Origin of the sequence: Nucisporomicrobium flavum (assembly GCF_016464385.1) — a bacterium.
Classification (GTDB): domain Bacteria; phylum Actinomycetota; class Actinomycetes; order Mycobacteriales; family Micromonosporaceae; genus Actinoplanes; species Actinoplanes flavus_A.
On the sequence record NZ_JADMLH010000007.1, the window covers coordinates 267308 to 289719 of the forward strand.

A 22412-nucleotide genomic window follows, 5' to 3' on the forward strand; every position below is an offset into this window, starting at 1 on the left:
GATGAGCGCACCCTTCACCGACCTGCTCGCCCGCGCCGACGCCGAACTGGCCCGGCTCGAGGCCGCCGCCGCGGCGATCGCCACGAACCTGGTCGACCTCGACGACTCCGGCGCCCGCAAGGACCTGGACCGCACCGCGCTGACCGGGGAGACGGCCGCCGCGTGGGCGGACGCCACCGCCGCGCTGACCCAGCTGTGGGACGGCTACGGCCAGCTCACCGCACTGATCACCGCGGCCCGCTCGGCGCGGCAGCAGCGGCGCTTCGGCGACCGGGAGCGGTCGGCGTACATCGATCAGGTGCTCGGCCGCTCGATCACGCTGTCCACGACGACCGTGCCGCTGGCCGCTCGCGGGCTGCTGGGCGCCGGCAAGGTCACCACGTCCTGCTCCCCCGCCGAGCTGCTGTCCGCGATGGAGGCCGCGTTCCAGGTCGCGGTGGGCGTGGCGACCCGGGCCGGCGAGGTGTGGCACCGGCTGCTGCCCGCGGCCGCGGACGCCGCCGCCCGCATCGCCACGCTGCGGACGCTCACCCGCTCGGCGCTGCTCGACGAGGCGGACCGGCGCCTCGGGGAGCTCACCGCACGGCTGGCCGGCGACCCGCTCGGCTGCGACGAGAGAGCGCTTGCCGAGATCCGTACGCTGATCGACCGCGCCGACGCGGAACGCACCTCCGCCGACGAGCTGCGCGAGGCCCTGGCCCAGCGCCTCGCCGACGCGCACGACCTGGCGACCCGGCTGGCGGCGGCCGCGCACACCGCCGCCGCCGCCGAGGAGCGGGCGGCGGGCCGGTTCCCGGACACCGCCCTGGCCACGGTGGCCGGGCCGGACCTGGGACCCGACCTCGCCGCGATCGACGCGCTCGCCGCCGCCGGGCACTGGGCGCTGATCAGCCCGCGCCTGGCCGCGTGGACCAGGCGGGCGCGCGAACGCCTCGCCGGGCTGGAAGCGGCCGCCGCGCGCAACGCCCGGCTGCTGGCCGCGCGGGACGAGCTACGGGGGCGGCTGGGGGCGTACGAGGCCAAGGCGGGCAGCCGCGGGGTCGCCGAGGATCCCGTGCTCGCGCCGCTCGCCGAGCGCGCCCGCGGGCTGCTCTACACCGCGCCGTGCGATCTCGAGGCCGCGCGCGGTGCCGTGGCCGCGTACCAGGACGCGGTGTCCGCGCTGACGACCGCGAGGGAGGGCCGCCGATGACGTGCCAGCGCAACTGCCCCGGGACCATTCAGGACGGTTACTGCGACACCTGCGGCATGGCCCCCGTGAAAACGCCCGTTCCTGCGCCGCAGCAGCGGGCGGCCACCGCCCCTTCGGTCCGCACGGCCGCCGTGTCCACCGCCCCTTCGGTCCGCACGGCCGCCGTGTCCACGCGGACCGGCAGTTCGGCGCGCACCGGCAGCGCACGGACGGGAACCCGCAGGCGTCGCTTCGGCGGTGGCCTGGTCGACGTCGCCCCGCTGGAGCCCCGCGACCCGGCGACCGCCGTGATGACCCTGGCAGAGGTCCCGGAGGACAAGCGCTACTGCGGCAAGTGCGGCAACCCTGTCGGCCGTACCCGCGGTGACCGTCCGGGGCGCACGTCCGGGTTCTGCCCCTCGTGCGGCGAGCCGTTCAACTTCACCCCCAAGCTCGGCAAGGGCGACCTGGTCGCCGGCCAGTACGAGGTGGTCGGCCCGCTGGCGCACGGCGGCCTCGGCTGGATCTACCTGGCGGTCGACAAGAACGTCTCGGACCGCTGGGTGGTGCTCAAGGGCCTGCTCAACTCCGGCGACGAGGACGCGCTCGCCGCGGCGGTGGCCGAGCGGCGCTTCCTGGCCGAGGTCGAGCACCCCGGCATCGTGCGGATCTACAACTTCGTCGAGCACGACGGCGCCGGCTACATCGTCATGGAGTACGTCGGCGGCGAGTCCCTCAAGGACATCCTCAAGCAGCGCCGGGAACGCGCCGGCGGCCCGGATCCGCTGCCGGTGGAGCAGGCGCTCGCGTACGCGCTGGAGATCATGCCGGCGTTCGGCTACCTGCACGACCGGGGCCTGATCTTCTGCGACTTCAAGCCGGACAACGTCATCCAGAGCGGCGACCAGGTCCGGCTCATCGACCTGGGCGGCGTGGTGCACGTCGACGACCTGGACGCCGCCCTGTACGGCACGGTCGGCTACCAGGCGCCGGAGATGGCCCGGACCGGCCCGTCGGTGCAGAGCGACCTCTACACGATCGGCCGCACCCTGGCCGTGCTCACAACGGACTTCCGCGGCTACCAGAGCACGTACAAGGAGAGCCTGCCGGACCCCGGCGAGGTCGAGGTGTACCGGCGGCACGACTCGTTCCACCGGCTGCTCGTCCGCGCCACCCGCCCCGACCCGGCCGAGCGGTTCGAGGATGCCGCCGAGATGGCCGAGCAGATGCTGGGCGTGCTGCGCGAGGTGCTCGCCGCCGGCGACGGCGAACCGCGGCCGGCGACGTCCCGGCTGTTCACCGGCGAGCTGCGGACCGACCCGCGCGGCGACGAGCCGCAGTGGCGGCACCTGCCCGCGCCGATGATCGACCTCGCCGACCCGGCCGCCGGTTTCCTCGCGTCGGTCACCCTCACCGACCCCCGCGAGGTGCTCGCGCTGCTCGGCAAGGCACCCGAGCACACCGTCGAGGTGCAGTTGCGGGCACTGCGGGCGTACATCGACATCGGGCCCGACGCGTTCGGCCAGGCCGCGAAGCTGCGCGACGCCATCGCCGCGACGTTCGGGTCGGACTGGCGCATCGCCTGGTACGACGGCGTGCTCGCGCTCGCCGCCGGGGACTTCGGGCGCGCCGCGGAACGCTTCGACGCCGTCTACTCGGCGCTGCCCGGCGAGCTCGCGCCGAAGCTGGCCCTGGCGCTGAGCCTGGAGCTGGCCGGGCGGCACGCGGACGCGGCGCGGCACTACGACGTCGTCAGCCGGACCGACCCGGCGTACACCACCGCCGCGACCGGGCTGGCCCGGTGCCGGCTCGCGCTCGGTGACCGCGACGGGGCGGTCGAGGCGTACAACCGGGTTCCGGGCACGTCGGCGGCCCACCGCAGCTCCCAGGTCGGTGCGGTGCGCGCCCTCGTCCGCGCCCACCCCTCCGCGCGGGCCGATGTGGCCGCGCTGACCGCCGCCGCCGCGCTGATCGAGCGCCTGGAGATGGAGGCCGCCCAGCTGGCCGCCCTGCGCGCCGAGCTGCTGGAGCAGGCGCTGCGGGCGCTGGCCACGGGCGTCCCGGTGCCGGCCGCGGTGCTGGGTACGCCCGGCGACGGCACCGCCGGGGAACGTGACGTCCGGTTCGCGCTCGAGGCCGCGTACCGGGAGATGGCCCGGGCCGCGCACGGCCCGGAGCGGATCCGCCTCGTCGATCTCGCCAACGCCTCCCGACCGAGGACCCGCACATGACCGTTTCCCTGGAGTGCGCCGCGTGCGCCGACGAGCGGGCCGCCGGCGCCGCCTTCTGTGAGAGCTGCGGCCGCACGCTGGCCACCGGCTCCCCGGCCGGCGCGGGTCCGCAGTGCCAGGCCTGCGGGCCGGCCGGGGCGGTCGACGCCGACGGGTACTGCGGCACCTGCGGGATGCTCGCCGCGCGTCCCCGCGACCACGCCGAGGCCGACAGCTCGCCGGTGGCGGCCGCCGTCACCGACCGCGGGCTGCGCCACCACCGCAACGAGGACGCGATGTGGCTGGCCGTTCGGGGCGCCGACGCAGACGCCGTGGTCTGCGACGGGGTGTCCGCGTCGTACGACCCCGACGTGGCCTCCGCGGTCGCGGCGGAGGCGGCCGGCAAGGTGCTCGCCGCGGGTGGCGACGACCTCGCCGGCCGGATCGCCGAGGCGATCACCGCCGCCGGCGCCGCGGTGGCGGAGCTGGCCCGCACCGACCCCCGCCGTGCCGCGTCCAACCCGGCCTGCACGATCGTGGCGGCGTGCGTGCGCGGCACGGAGGTCGGGTACGGCTGGGTCGGCGACAGCCGCGCGTACTGGGTGCCGGAACAGGGCGAGGCCCGGCAGCTGACCGAGGACGACTCGTGGGCCACGCACGCGATCGCACTCGGCGTGGACCCGCAGTCGGCGTGGAACGACCCGAAGGCGCACGCCATCACCGCCTGGCTCGGCGCGGATGCCGGGCCCGTACGGCCGCGCACCGACACCCTGCGCCCCGGCGAGGCGGGCATTCTGGTGCTCTGCAGCGACGGGCTGTGGAACTACCTCACCGAGCCCGCCGAGCTCGCGTCGACCGTGCGTGCCGCCGTACGCGAGGCACCTGATCTGATATCTGCGGCCCGGTCCCTGGTCACCTTCGCGAACGACGCCGGCGGGGCCGACAACATCACCGTGGTCCTGGTACCGATCCACACGTAGGGAGAGCCCGTGGCATACACCGCCGAGGCGTTCCAGAACGAGTTCCTCGCCCTGGGCGCGACCGAGGTCAACGCGATCGTCACCGTCACGTCGTCCGGCGCGGAGGGCGGACGGCGCACGGCCGGCGCGACCGAGATCATCATCGTGGACTGCTCCGGCTCGATGCAGGCCGAGGGCCGCATGATCGCCGCCCGGCAGGCCGCCAAGGCCGCCGTGAACTGCATCGACGACGGCGTACGCTTCGCCATCGTCGCGGGCGTCAGCACCGCGCAGCAGCTCTTCCCGGCGCCCGGGCAGCTGGCCGTGGCGACGCCGGAGACCCGCGCCCAGGCGGTGCACGCGATCGACCGGCTGCAGGCCAACGGCGGCACCGCGATGGGCGCCTGGCTGAAGCTGGCCCACCAGCTGTTCGCGCAGCGCCCCGGTGACATCCAGCACGCGATCCTGCTGACCGACGGCGAGAACGGCGAGTACAAGGGCTACCTGGAGAGCGTGCTGCAGGAGATCGGCGGCTCGTTCACCTGCGACTGCCGTGGCGTGGGCACCAACTGGACGGTCTCCGAGCTGCGCAAGATCGCCACCGCCATGCTCGGTACGGTCGACATCGTGGCCCGCCCGCAGGACCTGGCCGCGGCCTTCGAGCAGATGATGACGGCCGCGATGGGCAAGACCAGCGCCGACGTGCAGCTCAAGGTCTGGACGCCGGTGAACTCCACGATCCGCTTCGTCAAGCAGGTCGAGCCGCAGATGGTGGATCTGACCGGCAAGCGCATCGAGGACGGGCCGCGGGCCGGCCGCTACCCGCTCGGTTCGTGGGGCTCGGAGAGCCGCGACTACCACGTCTGCGTGGACGTGACCGCGGGTGCGGCCGGCGACGAGATGCTCGCCGCGCGGGTGTCCGTCGTGGAGGGTGACGTCGTGCACGCCCAGAGCCTGGTCCGCGCGGTGTGGACGGACGACAGCGCCCTGTCGGCGCGGATCAACCGCCAGGTCGCCCACTACACCGGCCAGGCCGAGCTCGCGGAGGTCATCCAGGCCGGCATCGAGGCCCGCAAGGCCGGGGACGACCGTACGGCGACCCTCAAGTTCGGCCGGGCGGCGCAGCTGGCGCACCAGAGCGGCAACAAGGCTACCGAGGAGCTGCTGTCCACGGTGGTGGAGATCGAGGACGCCGAGACGGGTACGGTCCGGCTGCGGCGCAGGATCGAGGCGGCCGACGAGATGGCCCTCGACACCCGCTCGACGAAGACCGTACGGGTGGGGCGCGGCCAGTGACCACGTACGCCTGCCCCAAGGGTCACGTCTCGGCCACCGACGACTTCTGCGACACGTGCGGCGCCCGCATGTCCGGCGCCGCCCCGGCCGCGCCCGCGACGGCCGGCGCGCCCGCGGGGCCGGCGTGCCCGCATTGCGGAGCGCCCCGGGCCGGCAGCGGGCGCTTCTGCGAGGACTGCGGCTTCGACCACCACACGGGCAAGATCCCGGCGCTGGGCGGGTCCGGCGAGCCCGCACCGGCCTGGACGGCGACGATCACCGCGGACCGCGAGTACTTCGAGGCCAACGCGATCGAGGGGGTCGACTTCCCGGCCGAGACCCGGACCCGCACGATCACCCTGCCGTCCCCGCAGGCCCGCATCGGCCGGCACAGCACCTCCAAGGGGACCAGCCCGGAGATCGACCTCGCCGACGACGACCCGGGCGTCTCGCACGCCCACGCGCTGCTGACGCTGAGCGTCGACGGGGTGTGGCTGCTGACCGACCTCGGCTCGACCAACGGCACGTACGTCAACGACGAGCAGAAGCCCCTCGCGGCGGGGCACAGCCGCGGGCTGGCCGACGGCGACCGGGTGCACGTGGGCGCCTGGACGACGATCACCCTGCACGCCCCGGCCTGACCCGCGCGCCGGTCAGCCACTGCGGGCGGTCAGCGCGGCGCCGATGCAGTCGAGGACGCGGTCCAGCCCGTACCGGAACTGCTCGTCGCGGTCCAGGTGCAGCTGGCGGGCCTCCCCCACGATCCTGGCGAACATCGGGTACTGCCCGCTGTCCAGGATCTGCTGGATGCGAGGGCCGCTGCGCGCCATCCATTCCGCCTCGCTGACACCGCTGCGGCGTGCCTCCTCGGCCCGCGTGATCTCCTCGCGCACGGCGCCCTCGACGTAGCCGTTGAGGATCGCCATGAGGCTGAGGTTCTCGTCGATGGACACGTACGCGTCGAGCGCACCCATCGTCCCCTCGATCACGCGCAGCTGGTGCGGGCCGAAGCTGGGCAGCGACCGGTGCACGGTGGCGATCCAGGGATGTCGCAGCCACATGGCCCGCATGCCGTCGGCGTACCGCGTCAGGTCCGCGCGCCAGTCGCCGGAGGGCAGGCCGTCGACGTCGATCTCGCCCATCAGCCGGTCGGCCATGAGCTCGATGAGGTCGTCGCGGCTGGGCACGTACCGGTAGAGCGACATCGCGCCGGCGCCGATCTCCGTGGCGATGCGCCGCATGGTGGCGGCCTCCAGCCCTTCGGCGTCGGCGATCCGGATGGCCGCCTCGGTGATCTGCGCGCGGCTGTAGGCGGGCCTGGGCCCCCGGGCCGGGCGCTCGGGACGCATCCAGATGTTCACCCTCGCACCTCCTGGTTGCGTACATCGTACCCAGTGGCGTAGCGTCCGTGCCGTTACTGCGTACGACGTACCCAGTGGAGGGATCATGGCGGATCCGATGGTGGTCGCCGAGGGGCTGCACAGGCACTTCGGCGCCACCCATGCGCTGCGCGGCCTCGACCTGAGCGTCCCGGCCGGCACGGTCTGCGGCGTTCTGGGACCCAACGGCGCCGGGAAGACGACCGCCGTGCGCATCCTGGCGACCCTGTGCCGCCCCGACGCCGGTCACGCCCGGGTCGCCGGGCACGACGTCGTCCGCGAGGCGGACAAGGTGCGTCCGAGGATCGGGCTCGCGGGCCAGTACGCCGCCGTGGACGACATGCTGACCGGCCGGGCCAATCTGCGCATGTTCGGGCGGCTCTCGCACCTGACCCGGCGCGTGGCCCACCGGCGGGCTGACGAGCTGCTCGACCGTTTCGGCCTGGCCGAGGCCGCCGACCGCCCGGTCGGCGGCTGGTCCGGCGGCATGCGGCGCCGCCTCGACCTGATCAGCTGTCTCCTGGTGCGCCCCGACGTGCTGTTCCTGGACGAGCCCACAACCGGCCTGGACCCCCGCAGCCGCGGCCAGATCTGGGACCACGTCCGCGAGCTGGTGGCCGACGGCACCACGGTGCTGCTGACCACGCAGCACCTCGACGAGGCCGATCAGCTGGCCGACACCGTCACCGTCATCGACCACGGGCGGGCCATCGCCACGGGCACGCCGGACGAGCTGAAGGCCACCATCGGGGACCGCCTGGACGTCACGGTGGCGGATCCCGCCGCGCTGGACCGGGCGGTCACCGTGCTGGAGGCCCTGACCGGCGCCGAACCCGCCCCGGGCGACGAGCGGCTCAGCGTGCCCGTACCCGGAGGCGGCCTGCGGCTCGCCGACGTCGTCCGCGCGCTCGACCACGCCGGGGTTGCCGCGGCCGACGTACGGCTGCGCCGGCCCACCCTCGACGAGGTGTTCCTGCGCCTCACCGACCGGAAGGAGGCAGTCCGATGACAGCACTGCGCTGGACCGTGAGCGACGGGCTGACCCTGGTCGGCCGCGAGCTCGCGCGGCTGCGCGGGGCGCCCGGGCAGATCGTCACCCTGCTGCTCTTCCCGGCGGTCATGGTCCTGCTGTTCGGGTACGTCTTCGGCAGCGCGATCCGGGTGCCGGGCGGCGGCGACTACCGCGAGTACCTCATGCCGGGCCTGTTCGCGATGGTGACGTTCACGGCCGTCCACGGCGTCATGGTGCGGATGGCCGGCGACGCCTCGCGCGGGGTGATGGACCGGTTCCGCTCCATGCCCACGGCCCGGCTCGCGGTGCCGTTCGGGCAGACCGGCGCCGACGCGCTGGGCGGCCTGATCTTCGTCGCCGTCATGGCGGCGGCCGGCCTGGCCGTGGGCTGGCGGCCGCACCGCGGGCTGCTGCCCACGCTCGGGGCGTTCGCCCTGATCATGCTGCTGAGGTACGCCCTGAGCTGGGCCGGCGTCCACGTCGGCCTGGCGGTCGGCGACGAGCGCGCCGTCGACAACCTGGCGCCGCTGATGCTGCCCGTCACCATGATCTCCAACGCGTTCGTCCCGACCGACGGCATGCCGGCGTGGCTCCGGTTCGTCGCCGACTGGAACCCGGTCAGCGCTCTGACCGCGGCGTGCCGTCAGCTGTTCGGAAACCCGGGCGGGCCGGCCGGGAACGGGCCCTGGCCGCTGGAGCATCCGGTGACCGCCGTCCTGCTCTGGTCGGCGGCGCTGCTGGCGGTGTTCGTCCCGCTGTCGGTCCGCACGTTTCTGCGCCGGGGACGCTGATCGATTTATCCTCGCCGCCCGGCCGGGCCGCGATACGGTCAGCCCGCGATGAGGGACGAGCGCATCGGTACGGTGCACCGCACCCAGGTGATCGACCTGCTGAACCAGGCGCTCACCGAGGGCAGCCTGCCCGAGCCCGACTACGACGCCCGGATCGTCGCGGTGGGCTCGGCGACGTACGCCTCCGACCTGCTCGCCCAGGTCCAGGACCTGCCGCCGCGCCTGCAGTGGGACCCGCGCGCCGCGGCGCCCCCCACACCGCCGGACCGCAACGCCGGGCGGGGCGCGCTGATCCTCGGCCTGCTGGCGGTGCCGCTGTCGTTCTGCCTGATCGGCGGCCTCCTCGGCGTTGCGGCGATCGTGCTGAGCACGCGCGGCCGCGGGGCGCACGGGGTCGGGCCGGCGCTGATCGGCCGGGTGCTGGGCATCGTCAGCGTGGTCCTCACCATCGGCGCGGTGGCCGCCCTGGTCGTGGCCGCCCGCTCGTGACCGGCCCGCCAGGGCGAGGCGCCCGGCTCAGCCGCGCGGGCGGCGCCTCGCGCAGCGGCGAGCAGCTCAGAGCGTGAGCAGGGCGAAGAAGCCGCCCACCACCGGACGCGCCTGGAAGCCCTGCTGCCGGTTCGCCACCACGTCGTACCAGTCGGTCAACGGCACCCGCTGCCCCGTGGTGTTCGCGAACTTGTACAGCCCCGCGATGAGCGCGTCCCGCACCTCCGCGTGGTCCTTGAGCCACGCCGCGGTCCACATCTCCCAGTCCGCCTTCGTGTACGTGTGCCGGATGTCGAGCGGGATCCCGTCCGTGGCCACCCGCTGCAGGTACCACTCCGCCTCGAGCTGCTGCACCGACGCCGGCACGAGCCCGAGCTTCAGCAGCGAGTCGGCGTACCCGTTGTACTTCAGGCTCCACGTGCCGTCCCGGTCGTACGCGAGCTTGAGGTGCTTGCCCGAGGGGTCGAGCGCCATCCGTTCCCATTCGGTGATGTAGCCGCGGGCGGTGGACAGGTAGCGCATCGCGTCCGAGGTCCTGCCGGCCGCCGTTGCGATGGTGCTCATGGCGCCGATCCCGACGATGCCTTTGAGCGCGAGGTTGACGCTGTGCGCGATGAAGCCCGTGAAGTCGTCGGTCTGGTTCTGCAGGTCCGGGTCGAGCGCGTTGCCGACCAGGTAGTCGGCCCACTGCTTCAGGATCGGGTAGTGCGCGGTCGCGTACGCCTCGCGCTCGGCCTTCGGGACCCGGGCGAGGTATCCCGCCACCATGATGAGCATGTTGGCCGACTCCTCGACCGGCATGTCCTCCTCGCCCTCGCCGGAGAGGTGCCCGTCCGCGTTCGGGTAGTGGGCGCCGAGGTCGTGCGGGGCGAAGACCTTCGGGAAGCCGCGCTTCTCCACGTAGTCGAGGACCGGCGCGAGGATCAGGCGCAGGTACTGCGGGTCGGCGTACAGCCACACCGGCATCGACGGGTACGTGACGTCGACGGTCTGCATGTTGCCGTTGCTGGAAATTTCCTTGAGGAACGCCCACGGCTCGCCGTTGCGGCTGACCAGATCCGTGGCCGCGTACGCCTGCCGGAAGGCGAGCGCGCACAGGGCGGCGTACTCGGGACCGCCGGCCCGGACGGCGTCGCGTTCCACCTTCTCGTCGAGGCGGGCGCAGCGGGTGACGGCGGCCGCGTGGTCGCGGTGGAACTCGGCCACCATGTCCGTCCACTTCGGCCAGTACGTCTTCCACAGCGGCGGCAGCTGCTCGCCGAGGTAGCTGACGGTGGGCTCGCGCAGGTGCCCGATGCTCACCACGAACGGCTCGGAGGCGCGGCGGGTGACCGTACCCAGCGACTGGTTGAACGCGAAGACCGGGTAGCGGTCGTTGATCCGCCGCGGCTTGTCCTGGTCGACGGTGTTGGCGAGGGTGTGCTGGGTGGCGATCTGGCGGCGCACGTCGCCGTCCGCGCCGATCTGCCAGGTGAGGCCGGAGCGGGCCGGGCTGGAAAGCACGATCGTGCCCCACTCGGCGGTGTCGCCCCGCTCGCGCAGAACGTCCGGTGTGGACTGCTGGTACGACAGCGTGACCACGTCCGCGGCGGTCTGCTGGTCCCAGGTGATCGAGCGGCCGGCGTCGCCCGAGGCCCACTCGCCGGAGATGTCGACGTACACCGACACGTCGTGCGGCTTGCCGTCGAGGCTGCGCGCGCTGACCGCGAGGTAACTCAGTGGCTGCGACTGCCGGCGCAGGTCGCCGGGGGTCACCGGGGACAGGAACGTCACGGTCAGCTCGACGCCGGCCTGCTCGAGCACGAACTCGGACTTCGTCGCGGTGACGGTCAGCGAGGTCTGCCGCATCGTCGCGAACGGATAGTCGCCAGGCGCGGACGGCGATCCCAGGAACAGGTACGGCGTGCCGTCCACTGTGGCCAGTCCGGTCATGGCCGTCACCCGGCCGGTCCAGAACGCAGGCCAGCTGCCGGGCAGGTTGTCCGCGGCGAGCCAGGTGCTCAGGTACGGCGACCGCACGGCGAGCGGCACGGCGGGCGGGCGGATCGCCGCGGCCCGGCGCCCGGCACCCGCCGCGCCCGACGCACCGGCGGCGACGGGGCTCGCGGCCGCGGCCGGGGTGGCGCTCGACAGGACCGGGCCCAGCGCGAGTCCCGCCCCTGCCGTGCCGCCGAGCTGGAGCAGACGCCTTCGAGATGCCATGTCCGGACCTCCCCGCCGAGTCATTCAACACCGTGAATCTAGTGCAGGTGTGTCCGAACAGGAAGGTCCCGCGTACGGAAATGTTCATCCATGTTCGGGCCAGAGGGCAGCGTGGGCCTGGTGCCACAGGTCCGCGCTGCGGGCGAAGAGCGACGTGCCCGCCCGGGGGCCACGGATGCCGTCCACGCCGCCGTACGCGCCGCCCGCCTCGGTGACGATCAGCGAGGTGGCGGCGAAGTCCCAGATCTGCCCGCGGGTCTGCACCGCCAGGTCGAGGCCGCCGCTGGCGACGAGCAGCGGGGCGTGGACGTCCCAGTCGGCCACGGCGGCCCGGGCGGCCAGCGGCGCGGCGATGCGGCGGTCGGTGTCGAGGTAGTTGGGCGGCGCCGGGACCACGCCCAGCCGGCTGCCGTCGAGGACGTCCGGGCGGCCCGTGGCGACGGCGATGCGCTGTTCCGCCGTACCGTCGAGCCGGGAGCGGTAGGCGCCGCCGCCGCGACGCGCCCACCACAGCGTGCCCTGCGCCGGGACCGCGGCGACCGCGGCGACGACGACGCCGTCCTCCTCGAGGGCGACCAGCACGAGCCACCGGTCGTCCCCGGCGACGAACTGGGCGGTACCGTCGATCGGGTCGACGATCCACCGGCGCGCGCCCGCGCCGGCCGCGCCGCCCTCCTCACCGAGGATCGCGTCGCCGGGCCGTTCCGCGGCCAGCACCGCGCGGATCGCCGCCTCCGTCTCCCGGTCCGCGACGGTGACCACGCTGCCGTCGGGCTTCACCTCCCGCCGCAGGCCGGCGAGGGCCGCGAAGTGCCGCAACGCGACGGCCGCCCCCGCGAGGGCGGCCGTCCGGGCCAGATCAAGATCGCTCTGCACGGACCTCATCCTGCCGCGCCCCGGCCCCACGGGCGACGCGGCGCGCCTCCCAGGCGAGCAGCGCGACCGCGCACAGGGCGAAGAACACGTGGCTGACGGGCGTGACGACCGCGCCGCCGCCGGCGAGCGGCTGCGTGGTGAAGCTGTGCCACGCGTACGTGAGCAGTCCGCCCGCCGCCGCCGCGAGCCGGTGCCGGCCGTCCCAGCCGTCCCGCCGCGACCAGCCCAGGATCGTCGCGATCACCACGACGAACGCCGGCAGCATCGCCGGTACGCCGGCCGCGTCGGGCAGCCACTTGGTGCTCATGAACAGCGCGCCGCCACCCAGCGTCACCGCGAGCACGACCAGCGGACTCGGCGCGGCGCCCGGCCGGCGGATCGGCGCGGGCACCCGGAACGCCGCGACGACCAGGAGGGCCACGATCACGAGGACGGTGGCCAGCTTCGGCCACGGCGCGAGGTACTGGTCCATCCCGTACGAGGCCATCGTCGTGCCGAACGCCCCGAGGGCGAACAGCGCGCACCCGGTGACCAGGCCGGGCGTCCGCAGCCACGGCGTCGTACGGCGGCCGCTGACCTCCTCGACCAGCGCGATGGGCACCGTGATGCTCCAGACGGTGTGCAGGGCGAGCACGTACAGCGTCCACGGGACGGCGATCCCCAGCGCCGGAACGAACCCCTGGTCGAGCAGGTGCGCGCCGGCGTAGTCCGGGTTGAACAGCGACTGGGTGGTGATGCCCTCCTCGAACAGCCCGTACGCGAGTGCCAGCAGGACGATCGTGGGCCAGCCGCGCCCGGTGCGGCGGGCGACCTCGCGGATGACCAGGGCGGCGCCGCCGTACATCGGGGCCAGCAGCAGCAGGAACGGCAGCATCGTGACGGTGAAGTCGCCGAGGAGGAACTCGGCGACCAGCGGCGACAGGAAGAACAACGCGACGGCGGGAGCTCTCATGGAATCCATCGTGGAGCGGTTCGTACGCCCGACCCTGAACCGTCCGTCATCGACGTCCCGTGACAGATGTCAGCCGGGATAGCCCCACGCGGCCGGGTCCTCGTCGAGATACGTCGAGATGCCGGTGACCCGCCCGCCCGCCACCTCGAAATGCTGCAGGGCGAACGGCGCGTACGCACCATCCGGCCCGGCCGGCCGCTCCTGCCAGAACGCCGTGGTGCCGTTCGCGGCGACCGGGACCAGGCGGGCACCCCGGCACGGCCCGCCTCCGACCTCCAGAACGAGCCGGATCTGCTCGCGTCCCCGCAGCCACCAGGCGAAGGGCGGCATGGACATCGTCGCGTCCTCGTGCAGCAGGGCCACCATCGCGGCCACGTCGTACCGTTCGAAGGCCCAGCAGTAGCGCTCCAGCAGCTCCCGCCCGGCGTCGTCGAGGGGCGTGCCGGTGTCCTCCCGGCGGATCGTGGCGCGGGCCCGCTGCAGCGCGCTGGTCACCGACGGGACGCTCGTGTCCAGCAGCCCGGCGACCTCGTCGGCGTGCCACCCCAGCACGTCCCGCAGGATCAGCACGGCCCGCTGCCGGGGCGACAGCCGCTGCAACGCCGCGACGAAGGCGAGCCGCACCGACTCGCGGCGGACGATCTGCTCGGCCGGGTCGGCGCCGGGTGACAGCACCCGCGCGTCGGCGACCGGCCGGACGAAAGCGGACCGCGGCAGCGCGTCGCCGAGCGGGGCGCCCGCCTCCGCGGCGGGTCCGAGGTCGACCGCGTGAGCCCGGCGCCCGGCGCTGCGCAGCATGTCCAGGCAGACGTTCGTGGCGATCCGGTACAGCCAGGTGCGCAGCGAGCCCCGGCCGGCGTCGAACCGGTCGGCGTGGCGCCAGGCCCGCAGCAGCGTCTCCTGCACGGCGTCCTCCGCCTCGCCGGGACACCCCAGCATCCGGTACGCGTACCCGGTGAGCTCGACCCGGAAGATCTCCGCCTGCACGCGGCCGAGACTACAGTCGCCGGATGCATCGAAGCCGCCTCTACGGCCTGTTCATCGACACGCCGGACGCCGAGCCGGCCGCGGACTTCTGGTCGGCGGCGCTGGGCGTACCGGCCCGTACGGACCCGGGAGAGGAACAGTTCCTCATGCTCCGGGGCGCTTTCCCGGCCCTCGAGGTGGGCGTGCAGCGGGTGGACGACGCGCCGCGCTATCACGTCGACATCGAGACCGACGACGTGGACGCGGAAACCGCCCGGCTGCTCGCCCTGGGGGCCGTGGAGGTGAACCGCTGGCTCGGCTGCCGCATCCTGCGGGCGCCCGGCGGTCACCTGCTGTGCGTGATCCCCGTGCACAGCATGCCGGAGCTGTTCGACGCCGAGGCCCGCACGTGGCCGTGAGCGCGACGTCCACCTTGCTGTTCGTCGTCGGGCCGCCGGCGGTCGGCAAGATGGCCGTCGGGCACGAGATCGCCGTCAGTACGGGCCTGCGGCTGTTCCACAATCACATGGCGATCGAGCCGGTGCTGCGTTTCTTCGAGCCCGGCACGCCGCCCTTCGGCCGCCTGGTCGACGGCTTCCGCACCGCGCTCGTCGAGGAGGTGGCGGCGAGCGACCTGCCGGGCCTGGTCTTCACGTACGTCTGGGCGTTCGACCTCCCGGAGGACGAGGCCGCGGATCGGGCCGTCGCCCACTTCGGGCTCGCGGCCGCCGGGTGATCGGGGCGGGGCTCACGCCTCGCCCATCACCAGGCCCTCGATGGTGTGCTTCTGGGTGATCGGCGTCAGCACGTCCACGACCGGGCAGTGCAGGTGGTCCTTGACCTGCTGCGGCAGCGTCTCCCAGTACGCCCGGGTCACCGCCGTGTCGTGCTTCTCGCCGTTGATCCCGCCTGGCGCGTCCACGCCGAGCACCAGCACCGGCCGGGACTTCTGCGACTCGTTGCGGGTGCCGCGGTGGATGGTCAGCGCCGAGCGGGCGGAGATGTCGCCCCGCTTCGGGTACTTGCGGACGGCGCGCTCCTCGTAGCGGGGGTAGTGCGACTTCGGCGGGAACATGCCGTGGCCGAACTCGGGCGAGTCGTCGAACTGGGTGCCCGGCGCGATCTCGAACGGCCCCATGTCCTCCTCGGTGTCGACCGCGGTGAGGTTGAACGCCAGCGAGTCCAGCGTGCGCTGCGTACGGGTGATGTCCGGCATCGGGAAGTCCCGGTGCCACGGCTGGTTGACCGCGCCGGCGAACGGGATGTCGAAGCCGAGCTCGACGATCTCGTACCGCGGGCCGAGCACCGCCTCGCACACCGCGGTGACCCACGGGTGCGTGACGAGGTCGACGAAGCCGCGCAGCTGCTCGGGGTGGATCTCGACGTAGTAGCGCTTGGGGCCGCGGCCGACGGCGCCGCCCGGCCGCTCGATCGCCTCGGCGAAGGCCTTCTCGATGTCCTCGCGCATGGTGTCGGCCCACTCGGCGCTGAACGCGCCCTTGCACGCGGTGATGCCGTCCTCGTAGATCGCGGCCCGGGCCGCTGCTCCTGCATCGCTCATGCGGACCACTATTGCAACGTTGCATGCCACGTTGCAAGGAGAGCCGGTAAGGTTTTCACCATGAGCGCGAGCCTGCGGCAGGTGGCCGAACGAGCCGGCGTGTCCATCCGTACGGTGTCCAACGTGGTCAGCGGCTTCGCGCTGGTCGCCCCCGAGACCCGGGCCCGCGTGCAGGCCGCGATCGACGAGCTGCAGTACCGTCCCAACGCGGCGGCCCGGCACCTGCGCGGCGGCCGCTCCGGGCTGGTGGCGCTGGCCATCCCGGAGATCGCCTCACCGTACTTCGGGGAGCTCGCGGGCCTGCTCGTCGACGAGGCACAGAAGCGATCGTGGATGCTGCTCGTCCAGCAGACGGGCGGGGACGCCGGCCACGAGCGGAGCCTGCTCGACGGCGTACGCGGCCAGGTCGTCGACGGCCTCGTGCTCAGCCCGTGGGCACTGGCACCGCGCGACCTGCGCCGCCGGCCGGACGCCGTCCCGCTGGTGCTGCTCGGCGAGCAGGACGCCGACGGCCTCCTCGACCACGTCGCCGTCGACAGCGTGGCCGCGGCCCGCGACGCCACCGCGCACCTGCTCGCCCAGGGCCGCACCCGCATCGCCGCGATCGGCCCGCAACCCCACCTGGAGAACGGTACGGCGGCCCGCCGTGTCGAGGGCTACCGCAAGGCCCTTGCCGAGGCGGGCCTGCCCGCCGACCCGCGCCTCGAGATCCCGGTGGACCGCCTGCACCGCGCGGACGGTGCCGACGCGATGCGCCGCCTGATCGCCGACGGCCTCGAGGTCGACGCGCTTTTCTGCTTCAGCGACCAGCTCGCCCTCGGCGCGATGCAGACCGCCCTGCGGCACGGCCGCACCATCCCGGCCGACCTCGCGGTGGCCGGCTTCGACGACATCGAGGACGGCCGGTACGCGACCCCGGCGCTCACCACGATCGCGCCGGACAAGGCGGCGATCGCCCGCGAGGCGCTCGGCTGCCTGGCGGACCGGCTCGGCGGCGACCCGGCCGCACCGGCCCGCAGGATCGTCATCCCCCACCGGCTCGTCGTCCGCGACAGCGCCTGACCCAACCCGGCCCGGCGCGGCCCGACCCAACCCGGCCCGGCGCGGCGCGGCCCGGGGTCACAGGGCGGTCTGGTAGGCCAGCACCCCCCGGTTGATCGCCGTCATCGCCTTCCGGGCCGTCTCCCGCACCCCCGGCGACGCCGACGACGCGTCCTTGAGCTGCGCGAGCAGGTCCAGCACCTGCCGGGCCCAGCGCACGAAGTCGCCCGCCGGCATGTCCGACTCGTAGTTGTGGCCGCTCGCCAGCACCCGGGCCAACGGCTCACCGCGGGCCCAGCGGTAGATCGGCCAGACGAAGCCCGGGTCGGGTTCGCGGGTCAGCGACAGCCCGTGCGCCGCCTCCTGCGACTCGATCTCCGCCCACAGCTTCTGGCAGGCGTCGACCGCCGCCGTGGTGGCGCCCTTGGGCACCGAGGCCCGTTCGTCGCCCTCGCGGCGGGACTCGTACAGCACCATGGACACGGCCGCCGCCAGCTCCTCCGGCTCGAGGCCCTCCCAGACGCCCCGGCGCAGGCATTCCGCGACGAGCAGGTCCGCCTCCGTCCAGATGCGGCCCAGCATCCGTCCCGGTTCGGTGACCTCGCCGTCCTCGGACAGGTAGCCACGTTCGGTGAGCACCGCGCAGACCTGGTCGAACGTCTTGGCCAGCGAACCCGTGCGCCCGGCGACCTTGTCGCGCAGCGCCTCGGTGTCGCGCTGCAGCCGGTGCCGGCGCTCGGCCCAGCGGGCGTGCTCCTCGCGGTCCGGGCAGGCGTGGCAGGGATGCTGGCGCAGCTGCACCTTGAGCAGCGCGATCTCCGCGTCCTCGCCCGGGGCGCCACGGCTGCGTCCGCGCCGGCCGCCGGCCCGGTCGTGCCGGTCGAGCCCGGTGGCGCTGACCGAGGCGGCGAGGTCGCGGCGGGCGGCGGGCGAGCGCGGGTTGAAGTGCTTGGGCACCCGGATGCGGTCCAGGACGTCGACCGCGCCCGGGAAGTCGGCGGGGCTGACCCGGCCGGCCCAGCGGTCCTGCGTCAGTACCAGCGGGCGCGGCTCGCCGAACCCGCCGGTGGGCGGCTCCAGCACCACGGCGAGGCCGGCCCGACGCCCCTGCGGCACCCGGATGACGTCGCCCACGCGAAGCTTCTCCAGCGACGACACCGCCGCCGCCCGGCGCTGCGACTGGCCTTGGCGGGCCAGTGCCTTCTCCCGGTCGGCGATCGCGACGCGGATGCCGAAGTACTCGTCGAAGTCGCCGTGGTGGCAGGCGGCGTCCTGCCCGTACGTCTGCATGGTGTCGACGTTGCGCTGCACCTGCCGGGCCAGACCCACCACCGACCGGTCCGCCTGGAACTGCGCGAACGACGACTCGAGCAGGTCACGGGACTTGTCCGCGCCCACCGAGCCGACCAGGTTGACGGCCATGTTGTACGAGGGCCGGAAGCTGGACCGCAACGGGTACGTCCTCGTGGACGCGAGCCCGGCGACGTGCCGCGGGTCGACCTCGGGGCTCCACAGCACCACGGCGTGGCCCTCGACGTCGATGCCGCGCCGCCCGGCCCGGCCGGTGAGCTGCGTGTACTCCCCCGGCGTCAGGTCCACATGGGCCTCGCCGTTGAACTTGACCAGGCGTTCCAGCACCACGCAGCGGGCCGGCATGTTGATGCCCAGCGCGAGGGTCTCCGTGGCGAAAACGGCCTTGACCAGGCCCCGCACGAAGCACTCCTCCACGGCCTCCTTGAACGCGGGGAGCATGCCCGCGTGGTGGGCCGCGACGCCGCGCTCGAGGCCGTCGAGCCACTCCCAGTAGCCGAGCACCGACAGGTCCTCGGCCGGGATGCTCGCCACCTTCGCCTGGGCGATCTCGCGGATCTCCGCGCGTTCCTCGGGGCCGGTCAGCCGCAGACCGCCGGCGAGGCACTGCTGCACGGCGGCGTCGCAGCCGGCGCGGCTGAAGATGAACAGGATCGCGGGCAGCAGCCCGGCGCGGTCGAGCCGGTCGACCACCTCGGCCCGCGGCGGTCCCTGCCAGCGCCGGGGCCGGCCACCGCGGCCCTGCCACCCCGGGCCGGCCGTACGGTCGGTGAGCTCCAGCCGGCGCAGCATCTCGCGGGTGTAGCGCAGCAGCTCCGGGTGCACGTCGTGCTTGCGGGCCGCGTCGGCGTCGTGGAACAGGTCGAACATGCGCCGGCCGACGAGCATGTGCTGCCACAACGGCACGGGCCGGTGCTCGCTGACCACCACCTCGGTCTCGCCGCGCACGGTCACCAGCCAGTCGGCGAACTCCTCGTAGTTGCTGACCGTGGCGGACAGGGAGACCAGCGTCACCGAGGCGGGAAGGTGGATGATCACCTCTTCCCAGACGGCGCCGCGGAACCGGTCGGCGAGGTAGTGCACCTCGTCCATCACCACGTACGCCAGGCCCTGCAGGGTCGCCGAGCCCGAATAGAGCATGTTGCGCAGCACCTCGGTGGTCATCACCACCACGGGAGCGTCGCCGTTGATCGCGTTGTCGCCGGTGAGCAGGCCGACGTGCTCGGCGCCGTACCGCTCGACGAGGTCGTGGTACTTCTGGTTGGAGAGCGCCTTGATCGGGGTGGTGTAGAAGCACTTGCGCCGGGTGCCGGACCCGTCGGCGCGCAGCGCGAGGTGCACCGCGAACTCCCCGACCACCGTCTTGCCGGCGCCGGTGGGCGCGCACACCAGCACGCCGCTGCCGCGCTCCAGGGCCTCGCAGGCCTGTCGTTGGAAATCGTCCAGGTCGAAGCCGACGTCCAGCATGAAGTCGTCGAGGGCCGGGAACTCAGCCACGCGGGCCGCCCGCCTCTTCGACTCCGCATAACGTTCGGCGGGGCTCGTCATGACCACAAGGCTAATGCGTGGGTCTGACACAACGGCGGTCATGGCTCGCCGGGCGGTTGCCGACGGGACCGTCGCGACGGCTGGGTATGGTGCACGGCGTGCCGGATGCCGCCGAATCGACCGCTTTCCCGTCGCGCCGTCAGGTCGACGCCGTGCTCTTCGACTTCCACGGCACGCTGGCCCAGGTCGAGGACCCGGTGTCCTGGGTGACGGCCGCCGCCGCGGCCTGCGGCGCCGGCCTGGACCGGGGCAGGGCGACGATCCTCGCCGACCGGCTGGTCACGGCCGGGCGCGCCGGCGGGCCGGTGCCGCGCCGGGTGCCGATCCACCTCGCGGAGCACTGGGCGGACCGTGACCTGTACGAACACAGCCACCGCGCCGCCTACACGGGCCTCGCGGCCACCGTCGTCCCGGACGTGGAGGGCCTGGCCGACGCCCTGTACGACCGCGGCCTCGACCCCGCGGGCTGGCTGCCGTACGCGGACACCGAGCCCACCCTGCGCACCCTGCACGACGCGGGCATCAAGGTGGCTGTGGTGAGCAACATCGGCTTCGACATCCGCCCGCACTTCGCCGCGTGGGGGCTGGCCGGGCTCGTGGACGCGTACGCGCTCTCGTACGAGATCGGCCGCACCAAGCCGGACCCGGCGATCTTCCTGCGGGCCTGCGGCATGCTCGGCGCGGACCCGGAACGCACGCTGATGGTCGGCGACACCCCGGCCGACGCGGGAGCGGTCCAGGCGGGCTGCGCGGCGCTGGTCCTCCCGGCGGCGGAGCCGGGCCGTTCCAACGGCCTGAGCGCGACCCTCGCGCTGGCCGGCTGCGCGGCCTGACGACCAGACCTCAGAGGTACGTGTCCACCAGCGTCCCCTGCGTGGCGGAGACGCTGCGGATGGGCTGCTGCTCGTCCACCGCGGCAACGTGGTCGGCGATGGTCGCCTGGCCACCGGCCTCCGGCGCCTTCTTCGTGGCGGCCGCGTCGGCGGAGCCGAGGTACGCCTGCGAGAGCACGCTGGAACTGAGCGACCCGACCGACATGCTGCCTCCTCCAGGATGACGCCGCTTACCCCTTCCCGTTCGGCGCGCGGGCACGGTCGCTGACACCGCGATCAGAGCAGCAACCGTACGGCTCCCGGCTCGCAGCCGATGTCGAGCGGCAGCGCGGCGATCCGCTCGCCGTCGGCGTACCCGACGATCCCGGGCGCGTCGATGCGCACGCGCCGGGCCCGGAAGCTGTGCACCCGCGGGTCGGTCACGTGGGTGCCGCGCCGCAGGCGGGGCTTGAGCCGCACGAGGGCGCCGCGCCCGAGGTTCCCGGCGATCACGACGTCGAGCAGGCCGTCGCCGGGGTCGGCGTCCGGGCAGATCCGCATCCCGCCGCCGTAGCTGGGGCAGTTGCCGACCGCGACGAGCACCCCGGTGAAGCTGTGGTCGGCGCCGTCGATCTCCAGCGAGTAGGGCCGCGCCCGCAGCCGCGCCATCTCCAGCATGATCGCCAGGTCGTAGCGGCGGGGGCCGCGCGGCCACCGCATCCGGTTGGCGCGCTCGTTGACGACCGCGTCGAAGCCGGCGGCCAGGACCGCGGCGAACCAGCGCACGTCACCCGCCGCGGTGGTCACCCTGGCAAGGTCCACCGCACGGTGCCGCCCGGCACGCAACGCCGCGGCGATCGCCTCCGCGGCCTGCAGAGGATCCGACGGTACGCCCACTGCGGCCGCGAAGTCGTTGCCGGTGCCGGCGGCGACCACCCCGAACCCGGCCGGCGTACCCGCCACGGCCTGCAGCGCCCGGTGCAGGGTCCCGTCCCCACCCACCGCGACCAGCGCCGTGACGCCCTCCGCGACCGCCCGGCGGCAGACCTTCTCGGCCTCCTCGCCGGTCCGGGCGTCCAGTACCCGCACCGGCCGCCCGCCGGCGCCGAGCCGGTCGACGACCCCGGACAGCAGACCGCGGTGCCGGCCGCGCCCCGCCTGGGGGTTGGCCAGCACCGCGATGTCGTCTCTGCCGCTCACAGCCGCCGAATGTACCGGCCGGAGCACCGCGTCATGCCGCCGAAACCGCGCTCCGGTGGCAACGACTTCCCGCCGACCGTGGACAGAGGTCTACAACCGGCGAAGAGAACGACATTGAGCCACCGGGCAGCCCGGCCCGATCTGCAAGCATCCGTAGCAACGCCGTGCCGACGTGCGATACCACCTGTGTTCCGTCCGCGGTGATCCGCAGATCCCTCGACCACGCCATAGAATGCACGCCGGCAGTGCCTCCTTAGTAGAGATCCTTGCAGATGTCGCAGTCACAATTCTCCGCTGCCAGAGATGCGCTTCCGTTTATCTGCACGCCGGTCGAGCGCACCAGTTGATGACCACCGTTAATAACCCGACCAGCGTATTAGTAGTCCTGAATTACAATCTTTCCCTTGCCACATGTGGAAGCATCAGTATATCCGGCGTATCGACCGTACAAACCGTGAATAACTCTATTCGCCCCGCCCGTGCCGTGGGCTACCGTGACTTTAGTGTCGACGTCGACGACACCCCAATGGTTCCCACCGCAGGGCCCTGAGGAGATTACCCGGAGGTCGTGATTCGCGTTTGCGGCGACAATACCCGTACTGCAGTCCGCCAACCACGTTTCGCAGCTACTGCTGGCAGCGAAGGCCGGCGTAGCTA

General features: G+C 73.6%; 21 protein-coding genes. 12 read left to right on the forward strand and 9 right to left on the reverse strand.

Annotated features, from left to right (window positions below; all coding sequences use genetic code 11):
* The first annotated feature begins 1 nt into the window (after position 1).
* From IT780_RS19230 to IT780_RS19250, 5 genes are read left to right on the forward strand one after another with little or no spacing between them, the layout of a single operon-like run.
* The gene (locus IT780_RS19230; RefSeq protein ID WP_199512967.1) at positions 2–1192 is read left to right on the forward strand and encodes a hypothetical protein; all 1191 of its coding nucleotides are present in this window, start codon (positions 2–4) and stop codon (positions 1190–1192) included.
* A gap of 56 nt (positions 1193–1248) precedes the next feature.
* A complete protein-coding gene (locus IT780_RS19235; protein WP_233413083.1) occupies positions 1249–3402 on the forward strand; it encodes a serine/threonine-protein kinase in 2154 nt (717 codons plus the stop codon).
* On the forward strand, positions 3399–4361 hold the full coding sequence (locus IT780_RS19240; RefSeq protein WP_199512969.1) for a PP2C family protein-serine/threonine phosphatase: 963 nt from the start codon (positions 3399–3401) through the stop codon (positions 4359–4361). Before IT780_RS19235 ends, IT780_RS19240 begins: the two co-directional genes overlap by 4 nt.
* Before the next feature lie 9 nt (positions 4362–4370).
* A complete protein-coding gene (locus tag IT780_RS19245; RefSeq protein WP_199512970.1) occupies positions 4371–5636 on the forward strand; it encodes a vWA domain-containing protein in 1266 nt (421 codons plus the stop codon).
* Positions 5633–6256 carry an FHA domain-containing protein gene (locus tag IT780_RS19250; RefSeq protein ID WP_199512971.1) on the forward strand — a complete coding sequence of 208 codons (624 nt, stop codon included), beginning with the start codon at positions 5633–5635 and terminating at the stop codon, positions 6254–6256. The genes IT780_RS19245 and IT780_RS19250 overlap by 4 nt, the downstream gene beginning before the upstream one ends.
* Before the next feature lie 12 nt (positions 6257–6268).
* Here IT780_RS19250 and IT780_RS19255 read toward each other — a convergent pair whose 3' ends face one another.
* Positions 6269–6976 carry a TetR/AcrR family transcriptional regulator gene (locus tag IT780_RS19255; protein WP_307831262.1) on the reverse strand — a complete coding sequence of 236 codons (708 nt, stop codon included), beginning with the start codon at positions 6974–6976 and terminating at the stop codon, positions 6269–6271.
* 85 nt (positions 6977–7061) lie between these two features.
* On the opposite strand from IT780_RS19255, the gene IT780_RS19260 reads away from it, so the two are divergent.
* From IT780_RS19260 to IT780_RS19270, 3 genes are read left to right on the forward strand one after another with little or no spacing between them, the layout of a single operon-like run.
* Positions 7062–8003 (forward strand): ATP-binding cassette domain-containing protein, encoded by a 942-nt coding sequence (locus IT780_RS19260; protein WP_233413084.1) that lies wholly within the window; start codon positions 7062–7064, stop codon positions 8001–8003.
* Positions 8000–8797: an ABC transporter permease gene (locus IT780_RS19265; RefSeq protein WP_199512973.1), complete on the forward strand. Its 798-nt coding sequence runs from the start codon at positions 8000–8002 to the stop codon at positions 8795–8797. Before IT780_RS19260 ends, IT780_RS19265 begins: the two co-directional genes overlap by 4 nt.
* Before the next feature lie 48 nt (positions 8798–8845).
* Positions 8846–9286 carry a DUF1707 SHOCT-like domain-containing protein gene (locus IT780_RS19270; RefSeq protein WP_199512974.1) on the forward strand — a complete coding sequence of 147 codons (441 nt, stop codon included), beginning with the start codon at positions 8846–8848 and terminating at the stop codon, positions 9284–9286.
* Positions 9287–9352: 66 nt separating this feature from the next.
* Here the strand turns inward: IT780_RS19270 and IT780_RS19275 are convergent, their stop codons facing one another.
* From IT780_RS19275 to IT780_RS19290, 4 genes are all read right to left on the reverse strand, one after another.
* Positions 9353–11488, reverse strand: a complete 2136-nt coding sequence (locus IT780_RS19275; RefSeq protein WP_199512975.1) for a glutaminase family protein — start codon at positions 11486–11488, stop codon at positions 9353–9355.
* Between the two features lie 84 nt (positions 11489–11572).
* Positions 11573–12364, reverse strand: coding sequence for an inositol monophosphatase family protein (locus IT780_RS19280; RefSeq protein ID WP_307831263.1), 792 nt, complete (start codon positions 12362–12364; stop codon positions 11573–11575).
* Positions 12348–13316 (reverse strand): AF_0692 family protein, encoded by a 969-nt coding sequence (locus tag IT780_RS19285; RefSeq protein ID WP_199512977.1) that lies wholly within the window; start codon positions 13314–13316, stop codon positions 12348–12350. The genes IT780_RS19280 and IT780_RS19285 overlap by 17 nt, the downstream gene beginning before the upstream one ends.
* 69 nt (positions 13317–13385) lie before the next feature.
* A complete protein-coding gene (locus IT780_RS19290) occupies positions 13386–14303 on the reverse strand; it encodes an RNA polymerase subunit sigma-70 (protein ID WP_199512978.1) in 918 nt (305 codons plus the stop codon).
* Between the two features lie 23 nt (positions 14304–14326).
* Between IT780_RS19290 and IT780_RS19295 the strand changes: the two genes are divergently transcribed.
* Positions 14327–14701: a VOC family protein gene (locus IT780_RS19295; protein ID WP_199512979.1), complete on the forward strand. Its 375-nt coding sequence runs from the start codon at positions 14327–14329 to the stop codon at positions 14699–14701.
* Positions 14698–15018 (forward strand): DEAD/DEAH box helicase family protein, encoded by a 321-nt coding sequence (locus IT780_RS19300; protein WP_199512980.1) that lies wholly within the window; start codon positions 14698–14700, stop codon positions 15016–15018. Before IT780_RS19295 ends, IT780_RS19300 begins: the two co-directional genes overlap by 4 nt.
* A 12-nt stretch (positions 15019–15030) precedes the next feature.
* On the opposite strand, the gene IT780_RS19305 is transcribed toward IT780_RS19300, so the two are convergent.
* Entirely contained in the window at positions 15031–15843 is an 813-nt protein-coding gene (locus IT780_RS19305) for a phytanoyl-CoA dioxygenase family protein (RefSeq protein WP_199512981.1), read from the reverse strand.
* A gap of 60 nt (positions 15844–15903) precedes the next feature.
* Between IT780_RS19305 and IT780_RS19310 the strand changes: the two genes are divergently transcribed.
* Complete coding sequence (locus IT780_RS19310) at positions 15904–16905, forward strand: LacI family DNA-binding transcriptional regulator (protein ID WP_199512982.1); 1002 nt, start codon at positions 15904–15906, stop codon at positions 16903–16905.
* A 57-nt stretch (positions 16906–16962) separates the two neighbouring features.
* On the opposite strand, the gene IT780_RS19315 is transcribed toward IT780_RS19310, so the two are convergent.
* Positions 16963–19743: a DEAD/DEAH box helicase gene (locus tag IT780_RS19315; RefSeq protein WP_199512983.1), complete on the reverse strand. Its 2781-nt coding sequence runs from the start codon at positions 19741–19743 to the stop codon at positions 16963–16965.
* An 86-nt stretch (positions 19744–19829) separates the two neighbouring features.
* Between IT780_RS19315 and IT780_RS19320 the strand changes: the two genes are divergently transcribed.
* Entirely contained in the window at positions 19830–20576 is a 747-nt protein-coding gene (locus IT780_RS19320; RefSeq protein WP_199513107.1) for an HAD family hydrolase, read from the forward strand.
* A gap of 10 nt (positions 20577–20586) precedes the next feature.
* On the opposite strand, the gene IT780_RS19325 is transcribed toward IT780_RS19320, so the two are convergent.
* Positions 20587–20781 carry a hypothetical protein gene (locus IT780_RS19325; protein ID WP_199512984.1) on the reverse strand — a complete coding sequence of 65 codons (195 nt, stop codon included), beginning with the start codon at positions 20779–20781 and terminating at the stop codon, positions 20587–20589.
* Positions 20782–20852: 71 nt separating this feature from the next.
* Complete coding sequence (locus IT780_RS19330) at positions 20853–21755, reverse strand: diacylglycerol/lipid kinase family protein (RefSeq protein ID WP_199512985.1); 903 nt, start codon at positions 21753–21755, stop codon at positions 20853–20855.
* Positions 21756–22412 lie beyond the last annotated feature (657 nt).

Excerpts from the sequence above, each read along its gene's own strand:
- IT780_RS19265 (WP_199512973.1), top strand. The coding sequence starts at position 8,000 with ATGACAGCACTGCGCTGGACCGTGAGCGACGGGCTGACCCTGGTCGGC.
- IT780_RS19240 (WP_199512969.1), top strand. The coding sequence starts at position 3,399 with ATGACCGTTTCCCTGGAGTGCGCCGCGTGCGCCGACGAGCGGGCCGCC.
- IT780_RS19295 (WP_199512979.1), top strand. The coding sequence starts at position 14,327 with ATGCATCGAAGCCGCCTCTACGGCCTGTTCATCGACACGCCGGACGCC.
- IT780_RS19305 (WP_199512981.1), bottom strand. The coding sequence starts at position 15,843 with ATGAGCGATGCAGGAGCAGCGGCCCGGGCCGCGATCTACGAGGACGGC.
- IT780_RS19320 (WP_199513107.1), top strand. The coding sequence starts at position 19,830 with ATGGTGCACGGCGTGCCGGATGCCGCCGAATCGACCGCTTTCCCGTCG.
- IT780_RS19315 (WP_199512983.1), bottom strand. The coding sequence starts at position 19,743 with ATGACGAGCCCCGCCGAACGTTATGCGGAGTCGAAGAGGCGGGCGGCC.
- IT780_RS19230 (WP_199512967.1), top strand. The coding sequence starts at position 2 with ATGAGCGCACCCTTCACCGACCTGCTCGCCCGCGCCGACGCCGAACTG.
- IT780_RS19235 (WP_233413083.1), top strand. The coding sequence starts at position 1,249 with ATGGCCCCCGTGAAAACGCCCGTTCCTGCGCCGCAGCAGCGGGCGGCC.
- IT780_RS19285 (WP_199512977.1), bottom strand. The coding sequence starts at position 13,316 with ATGAGAGCTCCCGCCGTCGCGTTGTTCTTCCTGTCGCCGCTGGTCGCC.
- IT780_RS19325 (WP_199512984.1), bottom strand. The coding sequence starts at position 20,781 with ATGTCGGTCGGGTCGCTCAGTTCCAGCGTGCTCTCGCAGGCGTACCTC.
- IT780_RS19310 (WP_199512982.1), top strand. The coding sequence starts at position 15,904 with ATGAGCGCGAGCCTGCGGCAGGTGGCCGAACGAGCCGGCGTGTCCATC.
- IT780_RS19260 (WP_233413084.1), top strand. The coding sequence starts at position 7,062 with ATGGCGGATCCGATGGTGGTCGCCGAGGGGCTGCACAGGCACTTCGGC.
- IT780_RS19270 (WP_199512974.1), top strand. The coding sequence starts at position 8,846 with ATGAGGGACGAGCGCATCGGTACGGTGCACCGCACCCAGGTGATCGAC.
- IT780_RS19275 (WP_199512975.1), bottom strand. The coding sequence starts at position 11,488 with ATGGCATCTCGAAGGCGTCTGCTCCAGCTCGGCGGCACGGCAGGGGCG.